Origin of the sequence: Synechococcus sp. MIT S9503 (assembly GCF_047304175.1) — a bacterium.
Taxonomy (GTDB): domain Bacteria; phylum Cyanobacteriota; class Cyanobacteriia; order PCC-6307; family Cyanobiaceae; genus Synechococcus_C.
Genome location: NZ_CP138955.1, coordinates 586,349 through 612,532, shown reverse-complemented (window position 1 = coordinate 612,532; position 26,184 = coordinate 586,349). Strand labels below are relative to the sequence as shown.

The 26,184-nt window shown below is 56.7% G+C and carries 39 protein-coding genes; 23 read left to right on the top strand and 16 right to left on the bottom strand.

Annotated features, from left to right (window positions below; genetic code table 11):
* Positions 1-154 precede the first annotated feature (154 nt).
* On the bottom strand, positions 155-856 hold the full coding sequence (locus SIB56_RS03385) for an esterase/lipase family protein (RefSeq protein ID WP_413325415.1): 702 nt from the start codon (positions 854-856) through the stop codon (positions 155-157).
* Positions 857-909: 53 nt separating this feature from the next.
* Between SIB56_RS03385 and SIB56_RS03380 the strand changes: the two genes are divergently transcribed.
* The gene (locus SIB56_RS03380; RefSeq protein ID WP_413325412.1) at positions 910-1,380 is read left to right on the top strand and encodes a DUF427 domain-containing protein; all 471 of its coding nucleotides are present in this window, start codon (positions 910-912) and stop codon (positions 1,378-1,380) included.
* Positions 1,381-1,439: 59 nt separating this feature from the next.
* Here the strand turns inward: SIB56_RS03380 and SIB56_RS03375 are convergent, their stop codons facing one another.
* A complete protein-coding gene (locus SIB56_RS03375; RefSeq protein WP_413325410.1) occupies positions 1,440-1,949 on the bottom strand; it encodes a hypothetical protein in 510 nt (169 codons plus the stop codon).
* A gap of 83 nt (positions 1,950-2,032) precedes the next feature.
* Here SIB56_RS03375 and SIB56_RS03370 point away from each other — a divergent pair, with 83 nt between their 5' ends.
* Together SIB56_RS03370 and SIB56_RS03365 are read left to right on the top strand one after the other, a co-directional pair.
* Positions 2,033-2,302, top strand: coding sequence for a hypothetical protein (locus tag SIB56_RS03370; protein ID WP_413325408.1), 270 nt, complete (start codon positions 2,033-2,035; stop codon positions 2,300-2,302).
* Positions 2,303-2,552: 250 nt separating this feature from the next.
* On the top strand, positions 2,553-3,029 hold the full coding sequence (locus SIB56_RS03365; protein WP_413325406.1) for a PAP/fibrillin family protein: 477 nt from the start codon (positions 2,553-2,555) through the stop codon (positions 3,027-3,029).
* A 105-nt stretch (positions 3,030-3,134) separates the two neighbouring features.
* Here the strand turns inward: SIB56_RS03365 and SIB56_RS03360 are convergent, their stop codons facing one another.
* The 5 genes from SIB56_RS03360 to SIB56_RS03340 form a co-directional block, all read right to left on the bottom strand.
* Positions 3,135-3,413: a hypothetical protein gene (locus SIB56_RS03360; RefSeq protein ID WP_413325404.1), complete on the bottom strand. Its 279-nt coding sequence runs from the start codon at positions 3,411-3,413 to the stop codon at positions 3,135-3,137.
* 36 nt (positions 3,414-3,449) lie between these two features.
* Positions 3,450-3,683, bottom strand: a complete 234-nt coding sequence (locus SIB56_RS03355) for a hypothetical protein (RefSeq protein WP_413325402.1) — start codon at positions 3,681-3,683, stop codon at positions 3,450-3,452.
* A gap of 46 nt (positions 3,684-3,729) precedes the next feature.
* Positions 3,730-3,855 carry a glycine zipper 2TM domain-containing protein gene (locus SIB56_RS03350; RefSeq protein WP_413325400.1) on the bottom strand — a complete coding sequence of 42 codons (126 nt, stop codon included), beginning with the start codon at positions 3,853-3,855 and terminating at the stop codon, positions 3,730-3,732.
* 86 nt (positions 3,856-3,941) lie between these two features.
* Positions 3,942-4,208, bottom strand: coding sequence for a hypothetical protein (locus tag SIB56_RS03345; RefSeq protein WP_413325398.1), 267 nt, complete (start codon positions 4,206-4,208; stop codon positions 3,942-3,944).
* Positions 4,209-4,371: 163 nt separating this feature from the next.
* Complete coding sequence (locus tag SIB56_RS03340) at positions 4,372-4,851, bottom strand: hypothetical protein (RefSeq protein WP_413325396.1); 480 nt, start codon at positions 4,849-4,851, stop codon at positions 4,372-4,374.
* A 225-nt stretch (positions 4,852-5,076) separates the two neighbouring features.
* Here SIB56_RS03340 and SIB56_RS03335 point away from each other — a divergent pair, with 225 nt between their 5' ends.
* On the top strand, positions 5,077-5,505 hold the full coding sequence (locus SIB56_RS03335; RefSeq protein WP_413325393.1) for an NUDIX domain-containing protein: 429 nt from the start codon (positions 5,077-5,079) through the stop codon (positions 5,503-5,505).
* Here the strand turns inward: SIB56_RS03335 and SIB56_RS03330 are convergent.
* Positions 5,493-5,726, bottom strand: a complete 234-nt coding sequence (locus tag SIB56_RS03330; RefSeq protein WP_413325391.1) for a transcriptional regulator — start codon at positions 5,724-5,726, stop codon at positions 5,493-5,495. The genes SIB56_RS03335 and SIB56_RS03330 overlap by 13 nt on opposite strands.
* A gap of 34 nt (positions 5,727-5,760) precedes the next feature.
* On the opposite strand from SIB56_RS03330, the gene SIB56_RS03325 reads away from it, so the two are divergent.
* The 3 genes from SIB56_RS03325 to SIB56_RS03315 all read left to right on the top strand — a co-directional run bounded on the left by SIB56_RS03325 (position 5,761) and on the right by SIB56_RS03315 (position 7,599).
* Positions 5,761-6,570 (top strand): ABC transporter ATP-binding protein, encoded by an 810-nt coding sequence (locus SIB56_RS03325; RefSeq protein ID WP_413325389.1) that lies wholly within the window; start codon positions 5,761-5,763, stop codon positions 6,568-6,570.
* Between the two features lie 34 nt (positions 6,571-6,604).
* Positions 6,605-7,309 carry a ZIP family metal transporter gene (locus SIB56_RS03320; RefSeq protein WP_413325387.1) on the top strand — a complete coding sequence of 235 codons (705 nt, stop codon included), beginning with the start codon at positions 6,605-6,607 and terminating at the stop codon, positions 7,307-7,309.
* A gap of 92 nt (positions 7,310-7,401) precedes the next feature.
* On the top strand, positions 7,402-7,599 hold the full coding sequence (locus SIB56_RS03315; protein ID WP_413325385.1) for a hypothetical protein: 198 nt from the start codon (positions 7,402-7,404) through the stop codon (positions 7,597-7,599).
* Here SIB56_RS03315 and SIB56_RS03310 read toward each other — a convergent pair.
* On the bottom strand, positions 7,587-7,826 hold the full coding sequence (locus SIB56_RS03310) for a DUF6737 family protein (RefSeq protein ID WP_413325383.1): 240 nt from the start codon (positions 7,824-7,826) through the stop codon (positions 7,587-7,589). The two genes, SIB56_RS03315 and SIB56_RS03310, sit on opposite strands and share 13 nt — an antisense overlap.
* Before the next feature lie 460 nt (positions 7,827-8,286).
* Between SIB56_RS03310 and SIB56_RS03305 the strand changes: the two genes are divergently transcribed.
* A complete protein-coding gene (locus SIB56_RS03305) occupies positions 8,287-8,496 on the top strand; it encodes a hypothetical protein (protein ID WP_413325381.1) in 210 nt (69 codons plus the stop codon).
* Positions 8,497-8,543: 47 nt separating this feature from the next.
* Here SIB56_RS03305 and SIB56_RS03300 read toward each other — a convergent pair whose 3' ends face one another.
* Entirely contained in the window at positions 8,544-9,194 is a 651-nt protein-coding gene (locus SIB56_RS03300; protein WP_413325379.1) for a PCC domain-containing protein, read from the bottom strand.
* A gap of 87 nt (positions 9,195-9,281) precedes the next feature.
* Between SIB56_RS03300 and SIB56_RS03295 the strand changes: the two genes are divergently transcribed.
* Positions 9,282-9,533 (top strand): ribbon-helix-helix domain-containing protein, encoded by a 252-nt coding sequence (locus SIB56_RS03295; RefSeq protein ID WP_413325377.1) that lies wholly within the window; start codon positions 9,282-9,284, stop codon positions 9,531-9,533.
* 28 nt (positions 9,534-9,561) lie between these two features.
* Here the strand turns inward: SIB56_RS03295 and SIB56_RS03290 are convergent, their stop codons facing one another.
* On the bottom strand, positions 9,562-10,635 hold the full coding sequence (locus SIB56_RS03290) for a transporter substrate-binding domain-containing protein (protein WP_413325375.1): 1,074 nt from the start codon (positions 10,633-10,635) through the stop codon (positions 9,562-9,564).
* Between the two features lie 238 nt (positions 10,636-10,873).
* Between SIB56_RS03290 and pdeM the strand changes: the two genes are divergently transcribed.
* Positions 10,874-11,596, top strand: a complete 723-nt coding sequence (gene pdeM, locus SIB56_RS03285; protein WP_413325373.1) for a ligase-associated DNA damage response endonuclease PdeM — start codon at positions 10,874-10,876, stop codon at positions 11,594-11,596.
* A complete protein-coding gene (locus SIB56_RS03280) occupies positions 11,593-13,095 on the top strand; it encodes a hypothetical protein (RefSeq protein WP_413325371.1) in 1,503 nt (500 codons plus the stop codon). The genes pdeM and SIB56_RS03280 overlap by 4 nt, the downstream gene beginning before the upstream one ends.
* A 2-nt stretch (positions 13,096-13,097) precedes the next feature.
* Here SIB56_RS03280 and SIB56_RS03275 read toward each other — a convergent pair whose 3' ends face one another.
* Positions 13,098-13,379 (bottom strand): hypothetical protein, encoded by a 282-nt coding sequence (locus SIB56_RS03275; protein ID WP_413325369.1) that lies wholly within the window; start codon positions 13,377-13,379, stop codon positions 13,098-13,100.
* Positions 13,380-13,416: 37 nt separating this feature from the next.
* Positions 13,417-13,890, bottom strand: coding sequence for a L,D-transpeptidase (locus SIB56_RS03270; protein ID WP_413325367.1), 474 nt, complete (start codon positions 13,888-13,890; stop codon positions 13,417-13,419).
* A gap of 144 nt (positions 13,891-14,034) precedes the next feature.
* Here SIB56_RS03270 and SIB56_RS03265 point away from each other — a divergent pair, with 144 nt between their 5' ends.
* The gene (locus SIB56_RS03265) at positions 14,035-15,177 is read left to right on the top strand and encodes a hypothetical protein (RefSeq protein WP_413325364.1); all 1,143 of its coding nucleotides are present in this window, start codon (positions 14,035-14,037) and stop codon (positions 15,175-15,177) included.
* Here the strand turns inward: SIB56_RS03265 and SIB56_RS03260 are convergent.
* The gene (locus SIB56_RS03260) at positions 15,168-15,638 is read right to left on the bottom strand and encodes a CBS domain-containing protein (protein WP_413325362.1); all 471 of its coding nucleotides are present in this window, start codon (positions 15,636-15,638) and stop codon (positions 15,168-15,170) included. The genes SIB56_RS03265 and SIB56_RS03260 overlap by 10 nt on opposite strands.
* A gap of 31 nt (positions 15,639-15,669) precedes the next feature.
* Here SIB56_RS03260 and pgsA point away from each other — a divergent pair, with 31 nt between their 5' ends.
* Positions 15,670-16,215: a CDP-diacylglycerol--glycerol-3-phosphate 3-phosphatidyltransferase gene (pgsA, locus tag SIB56_RS03255; RefSeq protein ID WP_413325360.1), complete on the top strand. Its 546-nt coding sequence runs from the start codon at positions 15,670-15,672 to the stop codon at positions 16,213-16,215.
* Here pgsA and SIB56_RS03250 read toward each other — a convergent pair.
* Positions 16,184-17,104 (bottom strand): NAD-dependent epimerase/dehydratase family protein, encoded by a 921-nt coding sequence (locus SIB56_RS03250; protein ID WP_413325358.1) that lies wholly within the window; start codon positions 17,102-17,104, stop codon positions 16,184-16,186. The two genes, pgsA and SIB56_RS03250, sit on opposite strands and share 32 nt — an antisense overlap.
* An 80-nt stretch (positions 17,105-17,184) precedes the next feature.
* Here SIB56_RS03250 and hisA point away from each other — a divergent pair, with 80 nt between their 5' ends.
* The 10 genes from hisA (at position 17,185) to proB (ending at position 25,793) form a co-directional block, all read left to right on the top strand.
* Entirely contained in the window at positions 17,185-17,955 is a 771-nt protein-coding gene (hisA, locus tag SIB56_RS03245; RefSeq protein WP_413327072.1) for a 1-(5-phosphoribosyl)-5-[(5-phosphoribosylamino)methylideneamino]imidazole-4-carboxamide isomerase, read from the top strand.
* A gap of 165 nt (positions 17,956-18,120) precedes the next feature.
* Positions 18,121-18,516 carry a Fur family transcriptional regulator gene (locus tag SIB56_RS03240; protein ID WP_413327069.1) on the top strand — a complete coding sequence of 132 codons (396 nt, stop codon included), beginning with the start codon at positions 18,121-18,123 and terminating at the stop codon, positions 18,514-18,516.
* Positions 18,517-18,543: 27 nt separating this feature from the next.
* Positions 18,544-20,160, top strand: a complete 1,617-nt coding sequence (locus tag SIB56_RS03235; RefSeq protein ID WP_413325356.1) for a DUF3685 domain-containing protein — start codon at positions 18,544-18,546, stop codon at positions 20,158-20,160.
* A 54-nt stretch (positions 20,161-20,214) separates the two neighbouring features.
* Entirely contained in the window at positions 20,215-20,751 is a 537-nt protein-coding gene (locus SIB56_RS03230) for a thylakoid membrane photosystem I accumulation factor (RefSeq protein ID WP_413325353.1), read from the top strand.
* A 60-nt stretch (positions 20,752-20,811) separates the two neighbouring features.
* Positions 20,812-21,978, top strand: a complete 1,167-nt coding sequence (locus SIB56_RS03225; RefSeq protein ID WP_413325351.1) for a F420-0:Gamma-glutamyl ligase — start codon at positions 20,812-20,814, stop codon at positions 21,976-21,978.
* A gap of 51 nt (positions 21,979-22,029) precedes the next feature.
* Entirely contained in the window at positions 22,030-23,103 is a 1,074-nt protein-coding gene (locus SIB56_RS03220; protein WP_413325349.1) for a hypothetical protein, read from the top strand.
* Positions 23,103-23,615 (top strand): Holliday junction resolvase RuvX, encoded by a 513-nt coding sequence (ruvX, locus tag SIB56_RS03215; RefSeq protein WP_413325347.1) that lies wholly within the window; start codon positions 23,103-23,105, stop codon positions 23,613-23,615. Before SIB56_RS03220 ends, ruvX begins: the two co-directional genes overlap by 1 nt.
* On the top strand, positions 23,612-24,154 hold the full coding sequence (locus SIB56_RS03210) for a DUF3727 domain-containing protein (protein ID WP_413325345.1): 543 nt from the start codon (positions 23,612-23,614) through the stop codon (positions 24,152-24,154). Before ruvX ends, SIB56_RS03210 begins: the two co-directional genes overlap by 4 nt.
* Complete coding sequence (locus SIB56_RS03205; RefSeq protein WP_413325343.1) at positions 24,154-24,663, top strand: YqeG family HAD IIIA-type phosphatase; 510 nt, start codon at positions 24,154-24,156, stop codon at positions 24,661-24,663. The genes SIB56_RS03210 and SIB56_RS03205 overlap by 1 nt, the downstream gene beginning before the upstream one ends.
* Complete coding sequence (gene proB, locus SIB56_RS03200) at positions 24,660-25,793, top strand: glutamate 5-kinase (protein ID WP_413325341.1); 1,134 nt, start codon at positions 24,660-24,662, stop codon at positions 25,791-25,793. Before SIB56_RS03205 ends, proB begins: the two co-directional genes overlap by 4 nt.
* Before the next feature lie 103 nt (positions 25,794-25,896).
* Here proB and SIB56_RS03195 read toward each other — a convergent pair whose 3' ends face one another.
* On the bottom strand, positions 25,897-26,118 hold the full coding sequence (locus SIB56_RS03195; protein ID WP_413325337.1) for a hypothetical protein: 222 nt from the start codon (positions 26,116-26,118) through the stop codon (positions 25,897-25,899).
* Positions 26,119-26,184: the final 66 nt, after the last annotated feature.

The window sequence follows — 26,184 nt, the reverse complement described above, 5'->3', positions numbered from 1 at the left end:
TTCGCACTATGCCCAAAGTTATAAAACACTTGCTAGCAACTTGACCTCACTTTGAAAGTGATTTTTGAAGGAAATGGGATGAACCGGACTTATTTGGCTACTGGCGAATTGATGGTCGTCATCCGAAACCCCGACCGGACTGATTGACCTGACCTCAGTCCAGAGCAAAACGCCACCAGGCCTCGAGTCGGGCCGGCGATGCATACCAGACGGAACCAAAGAAGCCTCCATGAGCGGTGTCAGCTTGGATGAGCTGACGTGCATCACGAAGCAAAGCCGACTTCACCGGTACCAGCCCATCTCCCCTGACCTGCTCGGATCCTGCGATACCGCGATAGCTGCCCTTCGCACTGCGACGACTGAATGATGAGGCATTGGAACTCTCCAGATCCAGATCACCGGCGATGGCCACATAGTCGACGCCCTGCTCATGACACCCAGGAAAGCACCGATCGACCATGGCTCTGAGCGGAGTAGCGCGCAATGCCTGGTGAGGACTGCCGAGGCTGATCAGGCGATTGCATCTGGCTGCGCCTCCAAAGCAACGTCCTTGAAACGTTTGATCACTCAGATAAGGCCGCAACATGACCCCTCCAGAGCTGTGACCGATGAGGGTGACATGGCCTGATTGTGACTTGGCCTGAAGACGCTTCACAGCGTCATCAACACGGTCCAGCACCCGTATCCACCCAAAACCCCAACTCGTGAGAAGCCAGTCATAGCGACTGACTGGAACGACCTCAGCAGCGATGACACCTTGCTCCATCAGCCAATCGGCCATCGGCTGATAAGCCTCCTCAGTGATCAGAAATCCCCCGAGGATCACCACCGGTTGTTGTGGATCAACGGATGTCATGACTGCAATCCCGACGAAGCAACGCCATCATCTCTGCAAAGCAGAGACAACTGATGACTGCAGAGAAAGTTGCGGATTACCCCCGACCGCCTCGACTTGAACTCAGCCCTGATCACGTTCTGGTGCGGGTTGGCGGGGAAGTCCTGTTCGACGGCCATGGCTGTCAACGCGTTCTGGAAACGTTTCATCCCCCCACCTACTACCTGCCACCCGCGGCAACCAATCAGGAGTTGCTGATCCCCGCAGCGGGTCGCAGTTTCTGCGAATGGAAAGGCGTTGCCGACTATTTTGATGTTCAGGCAGGCGGGAAACGAATTCACCGAGCTGTCTGGCGATACTGCTCTCCGACGGAGTTGTACAGACCCATTGCGGGTTGGTTTGCGCTCTACCCAGGATTGATGGATGGTTGTTGGCTGAACGGAGAGAAAGTGACGGCACAACCTGGTGGTTTTTACGGTGGATGGATCAGTTCAGAAGTGAAAGGACCCTTCAAGGGAGATCCACAACATCCTGAACTGATCTGACCATCAGAGTGCAAGGTCAAAAACAGTACGAAGCAAACTGATCAAAATTGATCAATGCATCAGGCATCCTGAGCCCACCTAGATTTAACCCTCTCGTAGAGCAAACGTTGTCTTGATGTTGTCACCAAACTGTCGAGACAAAGTCTGTAGCCGTCTTGAGGACTACAAAAAATTTTTTGTGATGTTTCAGCGATCCATTCAATAAAACGAGAAGCCCCAGACTCAGGCAATTGAAGTACTTCAACATAACCGTGAACCTCAGCATCCTGCACCTCAGATACTGCTTGACGATATTCAGAGAGCTGCAACAAAAGAAATTGTTCGCCGAGCCAACAATCTTTTAGTGACAGATTAGTGCGTTTATCGCAGATCTCAGGATCAGCACAGGTGACATAACGAAGTCTGCCCAGATAAGATTTTTGCTCCAGCTGATCGACTTCACCAAGAACGCAGTGACCAATCGTTATCAGGCGAGAATTCTGTTTCAGTTCGGCAACATAAAGAGCAGCATCTGCGCCACCTTGATCGATGGAGTCGTTCAGCCAGTTGACGATGGAAGGAATTGACAAATCACAGTATCCAGGCACTTCAGGCTAATCATTCAGATAACAGCATCAACATTCAATTGACCAAGACGCAGGTGATATTTAGCATGCCTGAGCAGCACTCACTCGAAGCAGCCCATCAACCTGAAGAAGTTTACTGCAAATGGCTGTATTACCGGATTCAAACAGGAGTCATCCAAAAAATTGATAAATGTACTGATACCGTAATTGATATCAATAATTGCCAGCATTCAAGCAAAGATAGAGACTATGAAAAAGATTTTCACTGTCAGCAAGGTGCGCCATTTTGTTCTCAGCCTGAGACAAAACATCAATTTTCAACCCGTGAAAGACAATCGTCAACAGATCCATCATGAACAGGAAATTCTGGCAGAGAAACATGGAACCTGACCCAGCCGTATGCACTCATATGCTCAGCGTGGGTTCTGAAAAGCGCACGATCATCTAGCATGTCATAACCACAATATTATGATAGATAAGAGCAACCGACACACGAAGAGCAACCGACATACGCGTGCTCAAAACGAATCAACAATCACCTTATCTAAATTCGTGAAAATGCTCGATGAAAAGCTGATTAATCTTTTAAAAAATCAGCCAAAAAGTATGGCAATCGCTGAACTCATTCACGATGTTGAAAAATCATCAACCATTCAACTCAGTGATTCAATTGATTTACTGACTGGTGTTTGGGAACTTCGCTGGAGCAGTGCCAGTCAACCCTGGCTGAAACAGGCTGACTGGCTGGAGAATCTGCAGGTGCTGGATCCTGCCAATGGTCGAGGGATGAATCTCCTGAAACTTGCAGGCCCTCTTGGTACCGCTGCAGCCGTAACCGTTGAGGCTGAACTCTGTCTTGAAGGAGCGAACAGAGTGGGCGTTCGTTTCAGAAGAGGTGGATGGAGAGGGCCGTCACTGCCGGGGGGACGACGACTGGAATTATTCAAGACCGTGAATCAGTCATTTCCTGCATGGCTTGACATCACAGCACTCACGAACGACCTGCGAATCTGCAGAGGAAACGCCGGCACAGTATTCGCCCTGCTGAAACGTCATGACAAGTCAGTTTCTGATTTCCTGTAAAGAGCGACAGACTCTTGGCTGTACAGTTGAATAGGATCAAGTCGATCGTTTATATCCAAAAATCTGCAACAATCTTTATCAAATTATCCTACAGCGTTGAAATTTTCACCCTCCTTTTTCCAAGATTATTTGAATCAGAATAGCTGGGTTTCCTTCGTTATCGATCTCCTCTGAATAGCTGAATTTGTCATCACCTCCCAGCTGGAAACTCGTCTCGCCGCATGCACCCCATTGACCTTCCAGCTTGATGCCATAAGCCATAACCAGACGCGTGCAGGCCTTGATGATGTCTTCTGTGGTTGCATTCCGGGGATCAACTCCCTCGAAATCATCAATTCCCAGAAGAACGCCCTCCAAGACAGCGGATACCGGATCGATCGTCATAGTTTTTGAGTACCTGGCTGATGCGCTGATGTCTGATCATTCACCGACGATGTAATCCAGAGGACTATCCATTTCAAGGCATGGATCATCCTCTCGTTCTTCAGAAAGCAGGAACTCGCCTCTCATTCCTGTCGCATACATCTCACAAAGCTCCGCCCTAGGACGTATGTGATTATTGCTTGGGACTTGAGGATCTGCAGAGAGCAGCAGCCCAACGACCAAAACAAGCTCTTGCACAGCAATGGATTGTGATGTCACAACGTTAGACATGAATCAGAGACCCAATGCAAAGAAGTGGGAAGCGTTCGAAACATGATCACTCTGCATCCATCTGACAGCCCCCAACGGCTCCCGCTGTTGTTCCCAAGAGCACACCGATGCATCGCCCCTCCCCGCTGAACAGCACAACTCCAAGCCGTGCACAGAGGATTCCACCGATCACGGATCCCTCAATGCAATTGTTGTCATCAACACTGGCGACTGGTGTTGAAGACCCTCTCCGTCTGATTGGTGATAGCCAGTCATCATTCAGTTCGCATTGACCAAAATGGAGCGATCGCGAGGAAGCTTGCTGTCTTGATTACCAGCAGCCCTGGCATTCAATTGCCATCTTTCCTGAGAAACACGGACAACACGATTGGCTCGCATCTCAAGGATTTCCCGATTGTGATGATTGATCGGAGTCTTTTGACTAAAGACGCGTTCACGGTGATCTGGATAGGCAGCAAAATGGACGATGAAGAGGCCGAAACCAAAAAGATTGGGAATAATTTCCTGATCATTGCTTGTTAACAAATGCTTGATCAGAACGTTGTCAAATGTTCCCAGCGACGAGACTCAATTCTGGCCAGATTTCACAAAATCCATCCAGATATCAACGAAAAATTTATCTGGAAAGAAAAGATCATCTCTTCATCAGCGAATGTTAATAGCAAAAGATGTGAAAATCAGTAGATGATCAGGCCTCGTCTTCATCCTCGTAATCGCTGAATGAAATCAAAAAGTCATCATCATCATTTTTTTCGATAATCCATGCAAACACCCAGCCATTGCCCTCGCCTGTATAAACAGTTCCTGACCAGGATCCGTCTTCATCCTCGACTTCAAGAATGTCGTCCTCTGAGACACGTGCAGCCTTTGGAAACAACTTCATGAACACCATCCCGGCCAGCATCGACGCCTGGTCATCGCTCATGTAGTTCAGCTCGTTTCTGGTGAACTGTTTGCCATCCTCAGCAAAATCAGCCTTCAGCAGATCGCCTTTCAGAGGGATGTTTCTGGCCTTGCCCAGACCGACCTGGATCCTGGCTTCGTGATCAGGACATCTTTCAGCGAGAGCAATGCGCTCGCTGGAGTCCGCATCGAGGCGCTTGACTTTGGCGGCAAATTGTTCGAATTCCATGCTGTGAATAGTGCCGTGACCACGCACAGTTGTCATCGAATTCGCAAGAAGGATCGCATCGATAAGCTGGCGGCAGTGATCTGCGCTGAAAAGAACAACAGACCGCTGCAGATCAATCGGGGCATTAACTTGCGCGCATCAGGCCAGTCAGGGATCAATCACGCCGTGTCATCCAGCAACAGTGAGGCTTGTCATCGCAGGCTGGGTGAACAACTCAGACTGCTTGAAGACGAAAACCCCTGCTGTGTTCTGAACTAGACAATGACTGTTGAAGTTTCACTGGCAATGCTGCATCAGCATGGCCGCTGGCTGCTGCAGCTGCGTGATGAGAACCCACGTATCGTTGCTCCGGGCTGTTGGGGATTGTTCGGGGGACATCTCGAGGTTGGAGAAACACCGCTGTTCGCTCTGCGTCGCGAACTCGAGGAGGAGATCGGCTGGTGTCCGGAGCAATTGAAGGCCTGGTTCCGCCACCAGGATGATCAGCGTGTGGTTCACGTGTTCACCGGCCAGTTGACGGTGCCTCTTCAGCAGCTGCAGCTGCTTGAGGGACAGGACATGACGCTGGCCAGCATTGAACAGATCCGCCTCGGTCGTTTGTGGAGCAGCCGTTTGAAACAGGAGCGTCCTCTGGCTTCAGCTCTGTCGATGGTGGTGGAAAAGCTCGATGAGATCACTCACGCGGATTGAAACAGCACCACCAGAACGAAGACGACCAGCGCCAGCAGGAGCCAGAAGCGAAAACCACCCCCACCCCTCTGAGAAGGGCGTCTCAGCCCGCCTTGGCTGGCGGATCCAGCTCTCAGCTGATCAGCCGGAATTCCGCAACGGGAACACACCAGGCGCCCACCGAGTGAACGATCCGCGCGGAAGGTGGTGGAACCGCAACGAACACAGCGGCGATTGAACATCAACAGGAAGATCCGACAAAGCCAGAATCAACCGATGGAGCACGATCAGGCAAGAGACGGCGACGCAGCCTGGCTGGATTGTCAGGCCGTGGAGGCCTGGATCGGCGGTCATCGGGTAGTGCAGGACCTCACCCTGAAACTGCTGAAAGGACAGTCAACGGCAGTGCTTGGGCCCAACGGAGCGGGCAAGAGCACGCTAGTGAAGCTGATCAGCCGCAGTCTCTATCCGGTGGTGAAACCGAATTCGCATCTGCGCCTGTTTGGAAGCGAAACCGTGAATCTCTGGGCACTGCGGCAACGGCTGGGAATCGTGAGCACAGACCTGGAGCAACGCATACCGGCCTCGCTCACAGGGCGGGAACTGTTGCTGGCTGCATTCTTCGGATCGATTGGACTTGGAAGAGACAGAACACCCTCACCAGAGCAAAGGGAACGCACGGATGAACTGCTGAGAAGGCTGGATCTGGATGGTCTCGCTGATGAGAACTACGGTTTGCTCTCGGAGGGTCAGCGGCGCAGACTGCTGATTGCAAGAGCACTTGTGCACGAACCTGAGGTGCTCGTTCTGGATGAACCCACCAACGCGCTGGATCTGCGCGCGCGACACAAACTGCTCAGAACCCTTCAGGATCTGTGTCAACAGGGAACAACCCTTGTGATGGTGACGCACCAGGTTGAGGCGATCATCCCCGAAATCAGAAGGGTCGTGGGATTGAAAGACTGTCGCATCAATCTGGATGGTTCAGCGCAGGAAGCTCTCACTGGCCCCAGGCTGTCAGCACTCTTCAACACACCACTGACCGTTGTTGAGGCGGGTGGATACCGACAGGTCTTGCCAGGATGAGTGATCTGCTCACTGTTGCCTGCGGGACACTGACGTGCTTTTGATCCTTCCAGCCCTCAGCATGGCCGCCGGCGGCCTGTTGGCCAGCAGCATCAGACCCGGCAGGCGCTTGCGCGGTGTCGTGGCCCATCTCGTGGGCGGTCTGGTTCTTGGCATCGCCGCTGCCGATCTGATGCCTGCAGCCAGCAACAGCGGTCACCCACTGGCTCTGACGATCGGTTTCTGCCTCGGGTTCTCCCTGTTGCTCGTGATTAATGCTGTGCTTGAGGAACCAGACGAAAGTTCTGAGAGCCAGCGTCCGCGATCGATGCTGTTGCTGATGTTGCCCTTTCTGGTGGACAGCCTCATCGATGGACTTGTGGTGGGGATCAGCAGCGGAGCCGCTCAGCAGAGTTGGGTGATTCCCGTCGCCGTCGCACTTGAAATGGGACTCGCGGCCATCGGCCTGGGAACCCTGCTGGGAAGGGGGACCGGTCGCTGGCGCAGCGGACTGTCAGGTGCACTGATGGCGGTGACCTACGGAATCGGTCTCAGTATCAGCCTGATGATCACGAATGGATTGCAGGGGGCCGCACTGACCGGAACACTCGCATTCGGCACAGCAGCACTGATTTACCTGGTGGTCGAGGAAGTGATGAAGGAAGCCCATTCACGCGGAGAGGATGATTCGGGGCTTGTGAATGTGGCCTTCTTTATCGGTCTGCTCTGCATCTGGCTTCTGGACAGCGTCTCGGCCTGACCGTGCACGGGGTGCCCACCGAAGTCACTCGGCGACGTCATCACCGTTAGAGCGGCGGTGTCATAACCTCGCCTCGCCCGCAGGCTGAAGCATTGAACAGCAACGCCAGAATCGACGCCCTTCAGTTGATGCTGACCGATCTGCGCATGCGCAACGAGCCGATCCGGCACAAGGCGGCATTTCGAGGTTGCCAACCTGAATTTCAGGCCCTGGTGACCAAGCTGATCGAGCAGCTCGAGGCTGAACTGAGTGATGAGAAACAGCGTTTCAGAGCCGCTCAACGCGATTGATTTTTATAGGCGGTTGGTGCAATCACAAGAAACAGAATCCACCAGGCCAGAATCACCACTGCAACAGGAATGCTGACCCAGAAGCGATGCAGCAGCAACCAGCTTCCGGCAATGATGATGATTCCGGTTAGAAGAATCGTCCAGGGTTGACACCACCATGGTTTTTCGGACCAGAGATTCGGTTCAGAAGTGACAGACACCGCAGCCTCTTGCGTGCTCCATGCCATGGAGCTGGTTACGGATTGTTCATAGCAGTGAATGCACAGCTGGCCGGAGCTCTGTCAGTGAAACCAGGGATGCTTTGTGCTGATCCAGGCAGGTTTCAAGACATTCAGGGATTCTGCCCGAACAAGTCACAGAAGAATCGCTTCGTTAATTTCAAAGGCATGGATGACGGTGCGCGAGCACAACATCATTCAACGGATACCACAAAATCCTTCACCATTTAAACACCTTAAAACAATCATCTTTTGAGAATTTTAAGAACATTTTTCTCATTTTAGGCAGTATTAACAGTATTAACTGGGTTCTATTCTTCCTTCAGCTGATGATCAGAAATTCATTCCGCATACCTGTTCTTCGGTAAGAGGGGAGGATCAATTCGGCGTCGCAATGTTTCAATCCAGCCCGCAAGGAAAGAGCTGGCTAGCTTTCAGACCTGCCGAAGGCCTCAGCCCACTCGCCACCTTGAGCATCACGAAATGGTTGGAGGCTCGTGCCCAGCTTGCCGCCCTGATTGAATCCATGGAGGAAGAGGCCTTGGCCAACGACCTCGACAGCGATCAGCTCTGGCCGCCAGGCCGCAGCACGCTGACGCCGATGGACCGCATCAAGGCGCTCCGCCAGGAAGTTGAACAGCTGTGCATCGAGCTGCCTGAGCTGCCGGACCCGCAGTGAAACAATCCGGATCGTTCAGCCAGAGTCAAGTTCTGAATTAATGATCGCTAGAGAGCTCTCATCGAACCTGACGTTGATTGGCCAAGCGCCCTGAACCAGGGTTGCAACGAGAGTTCAGCGAGTTCGTCGTATCCGCCGACAAGCTCTCCATCGACATAAACCTGCGGGAAAGTCTTCATGCCGCTGCGTTGACGCCAAAACTCGAAGCGTTCGTCGGTTTCGACGGTTTCCAGACGATGAGCAATGGTCAACCTTTCAAGCAGCTGCCTCGCACGCAGACTCCAGGGACACCCGGGGAGCACTGCCAACTCGACTCGTTCACTGTCATGAACGGTTTCCTGAAACGGCTTCTGAGAGGTTGGCGCGACGGGCAGACCGCTGAGGCCGAGGAGAAGCTGCGCCCCCTTCAGCACAACGGTTCCTGGCTCCAGATGACCACCCCACACCTGACAGGCACCGTCTGAAAGGCTGAGATGAAGGTGAACACCTGAAGGCGAGAAGGTTCCATTCAGGGTGATGACCTCAAGTTCACCTTGCATCAGCGTTGGCTGCTGTTGGCCTGGACAGCGGAAACAGGCCTGGGAAAGATTGCCGACCACTCCCAGAACAAATCCGCTGAGCTGCTGCTGCGCTGCCAGCTCAGCCAGCGTGGAATAAAGATCCTGGCCTGGTTCCAGCTGCAGGGGCAGGGTCTCCATCCAGACAGGTCGAGAAACCGAGCCAGATTACGGCAGGGCATCAGCCTTGCAGAAGGTACGATCCAGACACTAAGAAGGTACGAAACCGTGTCAATCCTGAAAACTCTCCTTGGAGAGCTGCAGGAACAGCTGCAGAGTGAATCAGGCGATGCCATGGCATCCGATGTCACAGCAGCGCAGGTCGCCGAAGCGGCTGTGTCGGAACGACTCAACATCACGCTGGCCGGCGGTGTGATGAATCGCCTCAAGCAACAGGCACTGGCTGAGGGTCGCAGCTGCAGCAGCTTGGCTAATTTTCTGATCGAAGACGGTCTGCGCCGTCACGGCGTTTTCAGATGAATCCATGCAGGATTCGCAGGAGAAATTATTACTGCAGCATTTGATCAGTGATCAATTTCACAGCACCGCTTCTCTGCAACTGCAGCAGTTCGACATCAATCGGTGTGCGCAGATCGCTGTTCATCGGGACCACGAATCCGTAAGTCTGATTCGCCAGCGCGAAGGCCGCCATCTTGAACGGCGCCTCTGGTGTCTGCTGGAGGAAATAACGCAATGGAGCCTCATCAAAAAGAACGGCATCAACCTCACCTGTTGACAGCAGCTCAATGGCCTTGTCAAGGTTGACGGCCTTCCGAGGCTTGGCTCCATAAATCTTTGCCCACGTTGCGCTTGTGGTTCCCTCCACCACGGACACGGTCTTGCCGCGCAGATCGGATCGATCCTGAATTGCCGTTGGTTGCAGCTTGGACAGCGAAATGGTGAAGGCCGAGGCCAGACCGGCTGTTATCGAAGACAGAGCCAGCAGTGACATCAGCATCCAGACGCCGGCGATCACGCGTCCCGCTCGGGTTGTGGGTGAACGATCCCCATAGCCGACGGTTGTGAGAGTGACCAGGGCGAACCACATCCCATTGCCGACTCCGTGCACGTACTGGCGAGGGAAGTGCTCGGCGTTGCGGCCCCGTTCTGCCAGCCAGATGAGATTCCCCACAAGGAACAGAAGAATCATCAGACCACCAAGTGATGACACAGCAGCCCAGCCGAAAAAGGGCTTGAACCTCGCCCAGAGTCCAGGCGCTTTCATGGGAAGCATCAGCCCCTCCCTTCCATGAAAATAGGGTTGTGTGAAGTCGATCTTGGGGTTTGCCAGCCGATCTGGGGTGATGCTGATCGGTCCAATCGCCAGGTCCAGATCCCCTTGTTCCACGGCGCGCAGATTGGCCTCTGTGTTCGGCTGGTAGATCAGTTCAAAGGGTTCATTTAGACGGGCAGCAACCTCGTCCCAGATCTGGACGCTGATTCCCCGTGATGCCTCTTCCCTGGGCATGACGAACGGAGGAGAACCACTGACACCGACCCGCAGTCCCGCCGCCATCGCCTCACCGGGAACCGAAAAGCCGATCAAGCCGGCAAGCAGCAGAAACCTCGGGACTATGAACACGCGCGTCACCCGTTGTTTTCAAGACGCTTGACGATCACTCCCATGGCGATGAGCGATCCCAGAAGAGCCAGAAGCAATGCGAGGGTCATCAGAAGTCAATTGACAGACTCATTCTGAGGTTGCCACCCCCGATGCGGAGAGACCATTCCCAACGCCCGATGAAGCGCGGAATCCGCATTTGGAACACTTCCATCTTTTGGAAGCAAAATGGTGCTCACCTCAAGGGGCCAGCGCTCTGTTGACTTCCATCAACGTCAAGCAAAGCGGTGATCAACCGAACAGCACACATTGTCGCTGGCAGTGGAGAGATGAAGAACTGGTGCTGCTTGCAGAGAAAGCCATCTGGAGACCGGTTAGTCAGGAACTGTTCGTTGCCGACCTTCACCTGGGAAAGGCTGAGGTCTTCCAGGCATGCGGAATTCCACTGCCCAGTGACGACGACAGAGCCACGCTGCTGCGACTTGAGACTCTCTGTGAGCGATGGAGACCGAAGCGCGTCGTCATCCTCGGAGATCTGATCCACGGCCGGCTCGGACTCACGGATCGACTGAGGGCTGATCTCAGAAACCTGCACAGGCGGTTGCATGCGGAGGTGATGCTGATCGGCGGCAACCATGACCGCGGTGTTCAGCTGGGGACTTTGCCCCAGCACCCAGCCTGCAGAGTTGGTGGTCTCTGGCTGAGCCATGAACCGGAACAGCCAATCGATGGACGCGATGGCCTGAATCTCTGCGGACACATCCACCCCACAACGACCCTGCGCCAGGGGCCGGACCGACTCAGACTCCCCTGCTTCGCCTTCGACAACGTTGAACAGCGAATGCTCATGCCGGCATTCGGGGAGTTGACGGGAGGCCATGACTGCCGTCACCGTTACCGCAAATGGCTGGTGGCCGAGGGCACCATCGTTCCTTGGTTCGACAGCGCACACTCATCCCGAGCGTCAGAGGTGGGGCGGTGAAACGTACCCGTTCCAGCACTGTTGCGGCTCCCCGGCCGAAGCGTGTTCGGCGCAGACGACCACTTCCGAAACGCCGGCGTACACCGTGGTTGGTTCTGGGTGTTCCGCTTGGAGTCTTCACAGCACTTGTGGCCCTGGCCCCGGGATCTCCCCAGCTTCAACCCATCCCAGCAGCTGAGTCAGAGGCCAGGGGTGATGCACTGGGTGCATTCCGCTATCAATCCGATGACGAGGTCTACGCGCTCGATTTCGATCCACGCAAAGTGCGGATTGGCCTTCTCGAGGGCTGGGATCGGGAACAGGATGCCTTCGATGATTCCTCAGCACTGGGCTATGTGTCAGGCCCGATGTATGAGCGGCACATCGACAACGGCGGGCAGGAGATTACCGTTCCACTCGGAGATCTCAAATTCGGACAGAAGGTCTGGCAGGGCCGGAACAGAACGGCATCACGACAACGGGCATTCGTCGGCATCAGACGCGATGGAGGCGTGGACTTCGGCTACGGAGAGCTGACTCCCGAACGGGCCGAGATCTACGACACATTCGTGGGTGGATTGCACAGTGTCTTCAACGACCTGGAAACACCGCCCGACAGCTACAAGGGTGCCTACAGCATCAGCATGGGGCAGCGCATCCGCTATTACCTGCCGAGAATCCGGATGGTTTTTGGACTGCGCAGTGATGGCCGGATGGAGATGTTGATGAGCAGGGACGGTCTCACGCTCGAGCAGACACGCGAACTGGCCCGTCGCCGCGGATTCGTTGCCGCGTATATGCCCGATCACGCCTCGAAAAGCCGTTTGATCATTCCAGGCGTCAAGGGATTCACTGAGGAGGACGCCAACTGGATCAGCGGTGGAGCCACCAGTTTTGTGCACGTTCCCTACCTGCTGAGACTGAGTGAACGTCGCTTCCATCTGCAGGGTGGCTTGGTTGGAAATCTCGCCAAAGGCCTGCGCTCGCAGGTGACCTGTCAAGGTCCCCTGGATTGCATTGAAGATGCAGGATCGCGTCTGCTCGACAGATCCCTCGCCGGATTGAACCGGGTCATGGAGCAAGGAGTGGAACCCGTTGCCCGGTTGATCTGGAAACCGAAACGACAGCCTCTGAAACCAGGTCTGACCCTGGATGAGCAGCGTGGTCAGCAAGACCGTGCACCCCTTCCTGAGCCACCAATCACGGCTGATCCCCTTGTGCTCCTCGAGGAGCCGCGGCCTGGCGATGCATCGGACCTGGCTGAGACGGAGTCGGTGCTGCCTGCGATCGAGAGGAATCTGCCGCCCGACCTGCCGCCACCACTCCTGCTGATCCCTGATCCGGAGCCACCCGAGCAAGCCCAGGCCACCTCATCCAGCGGATCGGTGAACCAGGAGGAGGTCAGTTCCGAATCCACGGATGATTCCCAGCCTGCCGATGCGCGCGTTCCGGCAATACACGAATCAGATGTTGTTATTGGGGCACCACCACCACCCGTGCTTCCGCCGCCGACCCCCTGAAATCAACGCCGGAACAGGCCGTTGCAATCACCGGTCGGCGGGGTTTTGAAACAGATGTTTTCCGGAGACCAGTACCCCACCGCAGGGAAACGAAGACCCTGGCGCCGGGCCTCCGCATCGACCGCCTCAGCTCCTCGTGCGGTCACAAGAACATGGCCGGGTGCTTCGACCTGATCGAGAAACGTCTGTTCGGGCATTTCCTTCAGCTGAGAAGCGGAAGCAGGATTGGTGATCAGTGCGAGGAAGGAACCGCAGAGAACCGGGAAAAATGTGCGTGCAGACATCATTCAGCTGGGGCGAATCAATCAGGGAAGAAAAAAATCAATCGGAGGTCACAACCACTGGCGTGCCGACATCAACCTGTTGAAACAGGGTGACGACATCCTTGTTGAGCATGCGGATGCATCCAAGGCTGACGGCGGAGCGGAGCTTCACCCAGTTCGGCCAGGCGGTTCCGTGAATCGCGTACTCACCAGACCCAAGCTGGAAATAGGCCATGTAGCGAACACCCACCGGATTCTTGGGGCCCGGTGCAATCACCTTGCCTCCCTTGTGATAAACGGGTGCATCCTCCATCCTGGTGATGGCGTAACTGCCTGCTGGAGTCGGTGATTCGGGCGCTCCAATTGCCACAGGGAAGCGTTCCACCACCTTGCCGTTGTCGAACAACGTCAGATAACGTTCCTTGAGGCTGATTTCAATGGACTTCTCGGCCCGTGCAGGCGCATGGATCAGACCCAGGGTCAGCAATGACAACCCCGTGAACAGAGCAGTGCGCCTGAATCGGAAAAGCATGCCTTGGAGCTCATATTCCGCGACATTTTGACCCAAGAACGGATCCGGCTACCGTCGCTGCACTAGTTGGTCGTTCCCTTGGCTCAATTCCAGGCGCTTGGTTCGGTATTCAGAAGGCTTTCAGGCAGTTGGATTGCGGCAGCGGTGCTCGGTGTCTCATTCGGACTTGCTCAGAAAGCCGAGGCTGGCTTCTCCCCCGAACAACTGGCGGCCTTTGAGGTCACCGAGATGAGGGCCACCGTGACCACGGCACTTCCCTCCGAGAAGGTGATCGAAGTGATCGACCCGCATGGTCACCGGGAAATCCTCACTGTGGGAATTGATCTGGAACCCCTTGATCTTGCGAAGGGCGACGAGGTTTCACTTTCCATCCTGGATGGTCTTGTGGTTGAACTGGAACCGAGCACGCAACGGGAGCTGAGTTTCAGCCGGGAAGACATCATTCTTCCCATGGACATGGGCAAGCTCAAAAAGGGTATGCGCGTGGCGCTGGCGTCTGGAACAGCTCAGGTCGTCAGCATCGACCGGCAGGACAACATCATTGATCTGCTTGGTCCTCTTGGCGGCATCAACAACCTGGATGTAGTGGTCAGCGCCGAGGCCAATCCCTTTGATCGCATCAGGATCGGAGACACCGTGAATTTCCGACTGATCCAGCCGCTGGCTGTGAATGTCCGCAAATTGCCCCGTTCGACAACCGGTCAGGCGCTCAAGGGTTATCGCGGAAGCGGTGAACCGTTGCTGATCAGTCCAGTGGCTGAGAGGGATGTCACCTTGAAGAGCGAGTTGCTTGAGGCATTTGAGCTCGCCCAGATCACAGCCGAGATTCAAGGCCTTGTGCCTGGCCAGAAAGTGCTCAGGGTCAAGGGAGCTCAGGGGCACAGCATGTTGATCACCTCAGCGATCGACCCGACCGAAGCGGGTCTGAAGGTGGGGGATCAGGTGACCATCGAAATGCTGCAGGGTCTGGTGGTGGATCTGCGCAGTTCAAATCAGAACCAGCTCACACTCCAGCGGGAAGATCTCAGGCTCGGGCGTGCCTTCGGACCAGTCCCGGCTGGCTCTCGTGTGGCCATGGCCACCGGCACAGCAGAGGTTGTGCGCCTTTCACGTACCGATCACAAGGTGACTCTGAGGGGACCGCTGGGCAAGATTCACAAACTCGACATTCGACCTGAGCTGGAGAGCGAGGTGTTCGCCGGGTTGCGGGTCGGAGACATGGTGGATTTCCGTTTGATCAATCCGATCGCCATCCGGATTCAACCGCTCGCCGGCCGTCAGCCCTGAGCTGATGCAAGCGCCCTCACCACATCACCACGGGTGAGAACTCCGACCGGTCGTCGCTCCGCGTCGACAACGATCAGGCGTTGTGTTCCTTTGTCATGCAACATCGAGGCCGCCTTGGGAAGCGGCAGGCTGCTCTCACAACTGTGGCTGTCGCGGTGCATGAGATCTCCGACGGTGTTACCTAGAACCTGATGCACCTGGCGATCCCAGTTCAGCGGATTGCGCAGGTAGATCACGCTGTCGAGAAGCATCACGTAGGGGCCCACATCCACGCCGCTTTCACGGACCATCAGATCCTGCTCCGTCAGTTCCCCGATCAGAACTCCCTCACCGTCAACAACAGGCAGACCGCTTACGTGATGGTCGTTCAGCAGACTCACTGCATCCTGAAGAGGAGTCTCCGCCGTCACGGTCAGCACCGGAGCGGACATCACCTCCCCAACCGTCTGCTGGAGCACCATGGGACCTGATCAACTGCACGCATTCTGAGCCTTGGTCTCTCCCTGGCGGCTGTGGGCCGACCGACTCACACTCCTGCGCGCCGTCCTCGGCGCACCGGTTCTGCTGCTCCTGGCTTCGGACCAGCTGGCTTGGGCCTGGCTGCTGTTGCTGGTCGGAGCCCTGAGCGACTGGGCGGATGGGTGGATGGCCCGCAGGGCCGACGGTGGCAGCAGCTGGGGCGCAAGGCTTGATCCCCTGGCCGACAAACTGTTGATCAGCGCTCCATTGATCTGGTTGGCGGCTGATCAGCAACTGCCCCTCTGGGCTGTATGGCTGCTGCTGGCCAGGGAACTGCTGATCTCCGGATGGAGGTCAGGAAGCAAGGGAGGCGCGCCAGCCTCCTGGCTTGGGAAGTGGAAAACAACTTTTCAGTTCCTGAGCCTGTTTCTGATGCTCTGGCCCAAAAGCTGGACATCCATACAGTTCACTGTGGTCATTCATGCGCTGGGCTGGTTGCTGTTCTGGCCAGGGCTGGTCCTTGCCCTCTGGTCAGCCATCGCTTACCTCAGACCCCGATCAGCACCTGATCGGTGCTGAAGTCGGGCGTGGTAGTCGGGGCAAGCGCATAGTCGCGCTTGTAGCTGTCTGCCATGCACGCAACTGCATCAAACCGTGGGGTCCAGGCCAGCTCGCGCTCAACGCGACTGATATCGGTCAGAAAGTGGCTCAGTCTCAAGGGGAAACTTTTACGAGCCTTCGGATCAAGTCCACTGGGATCGAAACTGCGCAGGTCAAGGCTGCCGGGCTCACGACCGCAGCCCAGAGCCGCGGCCTCGATCAGACCCTGGAACGTGATTCCCCTCTTGGCGGAGCAGTTGTAAATGCGATTGCAGGATGCATCCACCTCAAGACTGCGGGCCATGGCTTCAGCCAGATCCTCGACATGGCCGATCTGGGTGATGGTCATTCCGTCTCCGGGCAAAGGAATGGGACGGTCATGAACGATGCGATCGAAAAACCAGCGCTCCACAGGGTTGTAGTTGCCAGGCCCGACGATGTACGTCGGCCTGAAACTCGTGAAGGCAATTCCTTCACGCAGCAGCCATTGCTCGGTGTCGGCCTTACCCGAATGCCGACTGGCTGGATCGAGCGGGCTCTCCTCATCCAGGGGCCAGGTGGGACTGCCGGCATAGACACCCGCTGAACTCACATAGAGAAAACGATGGGAGGGGGGGCCTGTGCGCTCCACAACGCGCTGACTGTCTGAGAGCGTGCGACCGGAGCTGTCGATGATGACATCGAAGCCTCGTCCCTTGAGCTGATCGAGTGCCTGATCATCGCCACGATCACCGGTCACCGACTCCACTCCTTCGGGGAGAGGCTGACGACCGCGGGTGAACAAGGTGAGGCTGTGACCCTGCTGTTGCAGACGACTCACCAGAGGCTTTCCGACGAAACGGGTTCCCCCCATCAACAGGATTTGCACGAGCAGCCAGGCAGACCAGGAGGTATTGAAGCGTGCTCAACCCATCCATGCAGGATGGGAGTCAGTCCATTGCAACGACCATGCAGATCATTCCAGCCATCGACCTGCTGGGTGGGGCCTGCGTCCGGTTGCATCAAGGGGATTACGACCAGGTCACCCGCTTCAGCGACGACCCTGTCTCCCAGGCCAGAAGCTGGCAGGAGCAGGGCGCCAGCCGTCTGCACCTTGTGGACCTCGACGGCGCCCGCAGCGGTGAACCGATCAACGACGCAGCGGTACGCGCGATCACCAGGTCACTATCAATCCCAGTCCAGCTCGGAGGAGGTGTGCGTTCTGCGCAGCGGGCTAAGGAGCTGCTGGACTGCGGACTCGAGCGGGTGATCCTGGGAACGGTTGCACTAGAGCAACCTGCGCTGGTGGTGGAGCTGGCTGATCGCTATCCCGGACAAATCATCGTTGGCATCGATGCCAGGCATGGAAAGGTTGCCACGAGGGGGTGGCTGGAGAACAGCGACACGGAGGCCACTGAACTGGCGAGGCGGTTCAGTGAATCAGCGATTGCGGCAATCATCAGCACCGATATCAGCACCGATGGGACGCTTGCAGGTCCCAATCTGCTTGCCTTGAGGGAAATGGCCGCGGCAAGCTCGGTTCCCGTGATCGCATCCGGCGGGGTGGGGTGCATGGCTGACTTGCTGGCTCTGCTGGCACTTGAACCTCTCGGCGTCGAAGCCGTGATCGTCGGACGCGCTCTCTACGACGGCCGAGTCGATCTTCAGGAGGCTCTCAAGGCACTCGGCGAAGGACGACTGCAGGACCCTCCCACGGGGCAGCTGAGAGATCTGGCCTGAAAGGGATCCGGCAGAACCAGTGCCTTAGACGGTTTTATTTCACGGGTCTACCCTGAAATCATTACAACGACTGCCGTGGAGTCGCTGGTCGAGTCATTTCTGCCAAAGGGAGCCACTGCAACGCGCACCCTTCAGGATGCATTCGAACGTTGCCGACATCTGGGCATGCGACTGAGCCGACAGAGACGGATGGTGCTCGACCTGCTGTGGAGCGAAGCCAGTCACCTCAGCGCTCGAGACATATTCGAAAAGCTCAACCAACAGGGACGGCGGATCGGCCATACCTCTGTTTATCAGAATCTCGAGGCTCTCCAGAGTGCGGGAGTGATCGAATGCCTCGATCGGGCAAGCGGAAGGCTTTATGGATACCGCAATGATCCCCACAGCCATCTCACATGCCTGGAAACAGGCGCTATCGAGGATCTTGACGTCAAACTCCCCGACGATCTGCTGAGGGAGATCGAACGACGTACCGGGTTTCACATCGAGTCCTACACACTGCAACTGAACGGACGTCCGAGATTTGCCACTGGAGCAACCTCGAAAGGACCGTTACCTTGACGCTTATCAGCACAGTTTCAGGGCACCGTGATCGACCAGGACAAGGAGATTCTCCTTTTTGCTCCCGATCTCCTCGGTGAAAGCCTCGCAGCGGAAATCCCCAATGAGGATCTCCTCCTTCAGGTGAGACTCTCAGCGGATCAGCTCAAGGGTCACCCTGCGCTGGTGGTCTGGTCGCTGACGTCGGAACCACAGGATCTGATCCTCCAGCGCGAGATTCTTCAACTTCAGCAGCGATGGTCTCCAGCGCCACTGCTGCTGCTGCTGCCAGCGGATTTCAAAGGTGATCCCCAGGAACTGCTGGCCCTGAACTGCGACGGGATCCTTCAGGACCCCGGACTGGAGGCACTCAGAAGTGCAGTGCAAACTCTTCTGAACGGGGGCAGGGTTCTCCGCGTCAGACCCCATACAGACCAATCTCACCAGAACCACAAGTCGATGGGGCTGGCGCAATCGCTTCTGCTCAGCGGTCTGCAGCAGATCAGTCGGGATCTGCAGGTCATCGAGGCACTGCTTGATCCGCCACCGGAGCATCTCCTGTTGCGCTTGATGCTTGAAGGTCGTTGCCGTGAGCTGCGCAGTGCCAGAAACCTGCTCCTCTGGCTCTGGGGGCCTCTGCAGACCGGGCTGGCCGAAGCTGTACCTCTGCGCGATCAGCATTCCACGCTTGAACTGACCCTGAGCGACCGTCAACCGACAGCCGTCTGGAATGCCATCCAGCAACGACTCGAAGGTGCTGTCACCAGTGGCCTTGGGAACGACACCGGCCAGTTGCTGGCGATCGAAGGACTTCATCCCGAACGTCGTCGTGACCTGTTGCTGGCTCTGCTGCAACAGCTGCAGGAGGTGCTGCTACGACTTCGCGGAGACGAACTTGTGAGCACCCGCGACCAGAAGGCACTGAACGCGCGCTGGCAGTCGTTGCAGACAGAGGTGAGGCAACAGGCTCTGCGAAGCGTCGCCGGCAGTTACGTCAGGCTTCCACAGGGAGAAAGCCTTGTTGCCGTCGCCGATCAGCTGGTGGATCGGACGGATCTTCAACAATCCGATGAGGAACTGCCGGACCCGCAGACCATGCTGGCCTCGCTGGTACTCGATCAACCCGTGCTGGTTGACGGTCAGCTGCTCCCTTCCGACGATCCCAGGGCTTTGCTGCAGCTTGAGACCCTGATCAGCAACTGGCTTGTGCGCACCGCCGAACTGATTGGCTCGGAGTTGCTCGGGGTCTGCGGTGAATGGCCGGAACTGCGGAGATATCTTCTACAGCAGAACCTGATTTCAACGCGCGAACTGGAACGGCTGCGCAACCAACTCAACAGTCAGTCGCGATGGCAGGACTGGATCGAACGACCGATTCGTTTGTACGAGAGTCGACGGCTGCTGTTCAGCCTCAAAACCGGCCGCATCGAGCCCTTGCTACTGACTGAGCCGAGGGATGAGGAACTCAGGAGCCTGCGCTGGTGGCAGCAGCAGGTGGCTCTTCTTGTGGAAGCCCGCGATGCCATCGCACCGCAGGTTCAGGCACTGGTGAAACGTTTCGGAGATCTGATGGTGGTGATCCTGACCCAGGTGGTGGGTCGCGCCATCGGTCTGATCGGACGTGGCATCGCTCAGGGAATGGGCCGAAGTCTCGGGCGTGGTTGAACAAAAACGGCGAAGACATTGCAGGGCTCAGAATGCATGCACTGTTCCGCCGCCATGACCGCGTTTCTGATCCGATCCATCATCGCGGCGCTGTGTTTAACGCTGATCGTGCTGCCCGCACAAGCCATCCGCGAGACCGACAGCTACGACGGCAATATCTTCGCGTTGTATGCCGGCAACGGATCACTTGTGCCTCCCGCGGTCACCCTCGCTGATTCACTGCAGGCGGGGCGCACGAGCGTGATCGTCTACTACCTCGATGACAGCAGAACGAGCAAGGCCTTCTCCCCTGCTGTTTCGGAACTGCAGAGGCTCTGGGGAAACAGCGTGGACCTTTTGCCATTGACCACTGACGCACTTCAGGGACGAACAGTCAGCGACCGAACCGATCCCGCGCATTACTGGCACGGAATCATTCCGCAGGTGGTGGTCATTGATGGAGACGGCAAGGTGCTGCTTGACGAGGAGGGACAGGTCCCACTGGAGCAGATCAACTCCGCCATCAGTCAGGCCACCGGACTCCCCGCTCCGCAGGGCGAAAGCATGAGCCTCAGTTTCAACGAACTCAACACCGAAGTGATCTCTCGCTGAGAGATCACGCGGACGCCTTACGCTGCGCGCCATTGAGAACGGCTGAAAGCCGACGTTGAAATGTGTGTTCTGCTTCTGATCCTGCTCCTGATCGGGCTGGGAGTGTTCTGGATCGAAGCTCGCCATCGTTTGAGGCCAGCCTCTCCACTGATGCTGCGCCAGCTGGACTGGAACATCGAGACCAAAGGCAATGATCTTCACCTCGAGGGATGGATCGAGATCACCAACCCACATGCACGCATGGAGGTGATGGTGCCTGAGCTGCAGGTCAATCCCGTGCTGATCGGCAGCTCCGACCTGAGCGATGTGACGCTGAGAACGGCAATCACCCCCGATCATCCCGATGAGGAAACACGGGCCGACGGGTACTGGCCGGCCTACATCGTGAAAGGCCGCAAAAGCACCCGAATCAAGGTCAGCGTCAGCCTCAGCACTCCCACAGGACAGGCGATCGCCGATCGTGTGGACACGGTCTGGATGGATGTCAACTGGGTGAACTACGGTCCCTTCGGACGTCTTGAACGCCGCCAGGGCGTTGTTGTGCCTCTGCGCAGGCCTGCCGTTCTGCAGCCCGCCGAGGCTGACTACAGGTTTGGTGAGAACTGCAAGGTGCTTCCTCTGAAAACGCATCTGCTGGGCCCCCTCGACAACACAATCGATGTGCTGCGCAACTACGCAGGGGATCTGGTTCAGCCCGGTGACATTCTCACGATCGGCGAAACCCCGGTAGCCGTCATCCAGGGGCGATACACCCATCCATCGATGGTGAAGCCCACCTGGATCGCCCGACTGCTCTGCCGCGTGTTTCATCCCACCAGCAGTCTTGCCACCGCCTGCGGGCTGCAGACATTGATCGATCAGGTCGGACCGACCCGAGTGATTCTCGCCTGGTCAATCGGCCTGGCCCTGAAAGTCGTCGGGCTGAAGGGTTGGTTCTATCGACTGGCTGGCGAACAGGCACGGCTAATCGATGACATCACCGGAACCACCCCTCCTTACGACCAGACCATCGTTCTCGGGCCTACGGATCCCGTCCGTCTTTGTCAGGAGGCCGCAGAAGCGCTTGGTGTCTCTGTTGCGATTGTCGATGTGAACGACCTTGGCCGTGTGAAGGTGCTGGCCTCAAGCAATGGCTGTGATGAGGCTTTGCTGCATCGCGCCCTGCGCCCCAACCCGGCAGGGAACGCCAATGAGCGCACTCCACTGGTGCTGGTGCGCCCCGCCTGATCTCACCAATCGAAAGGCGGCGATAGATTTGAATAGTGGTGGAGGCCTGCCGTGGCAGCGACAGCGGGATTCCGGCTCCGGGCCGAGCCCTTGAAACCTGGACATCTGGCTCAGATCGCATCGGCTCCCGATGCCTGTACCACCATCGAGATCAGCGCTCTGCAGAGCCTGCTTGTGCAGTCCTGGTTCAGCAGGCTCGAGAGATTGCTGCCAGACCCTCTCAACGCACGACTGACGAGGGTGATCGCGTTGATCGAGTCATCTTCGGAATTATCCGATCAGATTGCATCACTGCTTCTGATGCGTTCCAGCAACCGTCGCAACAGTTGCTGGCATCTTGATGTTCTCTCTCTGACGTCTCCCCGTCACTTCAGTCGTCAGCAAGGACTTCGTCTGCTCATCCAGCATGCACTGAGCGATGACATTTCCCGTTGCCGCAGCTGGCTGGTGCGCTGCGACCCGACCGACCGACCTCAGCTTGATCTGTTACGGGAGCTTGGCTTCCAGCCTCTTCGCCAGGGGCGTATCTGGAACCCACCGGAGCAGGTCCCTTCACTGTCATCTGAACAGCACTCCTACACAGAGCTTCCTCCTGGGCTGTGCTGGAGTCCGATCAACCGCGACAATGCTCGACAGCTTCTTGCTCTCGAGCAATCCAGCATCAGCCCGCAGCACCGTCAGATTCTCGATCGTCAATGGTGCGATCTGCTTGATCTGAAGGGCGGCGGATCGTCGGTTCTGACCGTTGAGCGAGAGGGAGACAGCCAGGTGATTGCGGGGTTAATCCGACGCCCATGGGGGATGGATTCACCCCGTCTGGAACTCCTGCGGGGACCCGCCTGGGACGAACGGATCGGCGCAGGATTACCTGCAGCACTTTCAGAGCTGTTGAAGCAGCGGACTTTCCCATCTCTGCTGGTGGCGGATGACGATCATCAGCTCGGCGAAGTGCTGGGAAATCAGGGATGGCGGGAAGGTCCACAGGAAATGATGCTGGGCAGAAGCATCTGGAGGCGTGTGAATCAGCGCAGCCTGGCTGGAATCCGCCCAATTGAATCCATGCTGGGTCGGCTGCAGCCTCAACACCCTCCGCTTCCCACGCCCAGTCTGGCGCCGAGGCGTTAGTGAGTTCTTCATTCCCTCCTCGAGCAAGATCGGTTCTCAGCCTTGATGTGGGCCGCAGGAGGATCGGACTGGCTGGATGTGACGCACTTGGAGTGACTGTGACGCCACTGAACGCTCTGAAACGGGGGATCTTCAGTGACGATCTCCGTCAACTTCAGAAGCTTTGCACTGAACGCCGGGTCGAAGCATTGGTGGTGGGACTCCCTCTCGATGAGCTCGGCAACCCCACCGAGCAGGCGAAACACTGCCATCGCTACGGAGTTCGTTTAGCTCGTGCCCTGTCCCTTCCCATGGCCTTTGTGAACGAGCACAGCAGCAGCTGGGCGGCCGGGGAACGCCATCGTCTGCATGGGGATCGCAGTGGAAGACTTGACAGCGCCGCAGCAGCCCTGCTCCTGGAACAGTGGCTGGCCGATGGACCCGAGGCGCAACCAGTCCAGATGGCGCCTGAAAATCATGGCAAAACGGATGCTGATGCAAGATCCTGTGTTTCAACCTCACCAGCGCCATGAGTTCAAGCGGACCTGCAACCAGCGGTGAGGTGCCCACCGTTCTCGTCAAGGACCGTGACGGACACGACCTACTCTGCTTTCTTGAGCAGCTCATCCCCCTTGATGACAAGGATTACGCCCTGCTCACTCCGGTAGATACTCCCGTGTGCCTGTTCAGGCTGCGTGACGGCGATGATCCGGAACTGATTGAAAGCATCACGAGCAGTGAGCCAATTCTTTCTGTTGCTGACGTCGTGCTTCAGGAGCACGACCTCACCTTGGTCCGTTCAGCGGTAACTCTGACGGTCAACGGAGAACTTGATGAGCCTGATCCGGAGGATCTTGAAGAAGAGGACGGTGACGATGAATCGGAAACCTATGAGCTGCTGGTGAGCTTTCTTGTTGATGAACAGGAATACGGCCTCTACATCCCCCTGGATCCATTTTTCGTGGTGGCCAGGATGGACGACGGTGCCGCTGTTCTGGTCGAGGGTGAGGAGTTTGATCGCGTTCAACCACGGATCGAAGCCGAGCTGGATGAACTGGGACTGCCTGAGTGATGCAGCGTCACTGGCTGACACCTGACTGGGATCCAGGCCTGACCTTGGCCCAGCTCCCACTCGACCCCCTCCTGGAAAGGGGAATCAGGGTTCTTCTGCTCGATGTGGATCGCACACTGCTTCCAGGGCGTGATGTGCAGCTGCCTATTCCGATGCGTCGCTGGGCGAAGGAGGCCTCCCGGCTGCTGCACATTCATCTGATCAGTAACAACACCTCGCGGCGGCGGATTCAGGCCGTGGCCGAACAGATGAACGTGACGTTCACCTCATCGGCGTCAAAACCACGCAGAGGGGCCATTCGCCGTGTGATCAGCACCCTTCCGCACCCAGAAGCTGAGATCGCCATGGTGGGAGACCGCTTGTTCACCGATGTTCTTGCCGGCAACAGACTGGGGCTCTACACCGTTCTGGTCAGGCCACCCCGGACTGATGGCACACCGTGCAGCCACGACCGTGTTCAAAGACTGGAACGCAATCTCGCCAGATTCTTTGGAGCGGTGAGTCAATGACCCTCAGGGTTGTGAAAGTGGGCACAAGCCTGCTGAGACAACGCCAGGCCGCAACAACTGCAAATGCGATCGCGCGTTTGTCATGCGACCTGGCCGAGAGCATGGCCCGTGGCGATCGCGTGGTGCTGGTGTCCTCCGGGGCTGTGGGTCTGGGTTGCCAACGGCTCGGCATGGCTCAGCGCCCACTCAGCCTGCCAGGCCTGCAAGCGGCAGCCTCAGTGGGACAGGGCTACCTGATGAGCCTCTATGAGAAGGAATTCTCACGCCATTCCATTGCTGTGGCTCAGGTGCTTCTCACTCGCTCGGACCTGGCGGATCGTGTGAGTTATCACAATGCATCCGCGACACTCAACCAGCTTCTGGAATGGGGTGTTCTGCCCGTGGTGAATGGAAATGACACGGTGTCTTCGGACGAACTGAAATTCGGAGACAACGACACGCTCTCCGCACTGGTTGCAGCAGCCGTCAAAGCCGATGAACTGATCCTGCTCACCGATGTGGACAGCCTCTATTCAGCAGACCCACGCAGTGACATCAATGCCACGCCAATCAAGGATGTGCACGGACACGAAGAGATTGGAGACCTAGAGGAAGGAGCTGGAGGAGGAGGCCGCTGGGGCACAGGCGGAATGGCCACAAAGCTTGCAGCGGCAAGGATTGCGACACACAGCGGCATTAAGGTGCATCTGGGCGATGGCCGAACCTCGGAGGCTTTGCAGGACATCCTTCGGGGAGGACGCGGGGGCACCGTGTTTCACCCCCATCCCCAGCCCCTGGGAGACCGTAAAAGCTGGTTGGCTCACGCCCTGCAACCATCCGGCACGCTTCGGATCGATCGAGGCGCTTCGAGGGCACTGACGACCAAGGGTGCCTCTCTACTGCTTGTGGGGATCACTGATGTCGACGGGCAATTCGAGACCAATCAGGCAGTTCTGCTGGTCGATGAACACGGAGAGGAGGTGGCTCGTGGTCTGTCGACGATGAGCAGCGAAAAGCTGAGTGATCTCCTATCGCTGCAGTCAACGGAGCAGACCTGTACCGGCGGTTCACCAGTCGTGGTGCATCGCGACGCCATGGTTTTAACCATGACGACAACCCGCCAGCAGGCAATTGATCACACGTGTGATTGATGACCAACAGCGGAAGAAAATCAAATTGTTCGTGGGCCAGCGAAATCTCGACCACTCATCATTGTCAACAATTGACCAATGAAGAATTTCATCCAAGGCAGAATTATTTGTTTGCTGATAGACCCATGTAGTAGCCAAAGCCATTGGCACAGATCATGCTGAGAAACAGAAACGGAATGATGATGTTGTCGTAGTCATGAGCAAGCCACGAGGTGAGAATAAAAGCACCAACCGATGCCGCGGCAAACAAACTGATGATCGGATCCTGTTTCGCCGACATAACTGAACCAAACCGGCCTAGCAGATTAGCGAATGGCTCAGGCATCAGACGTATCAACATCTACAGTCCCCGCTGACATCACATAGAAAAACAATCCCGCAGCTTGAGATA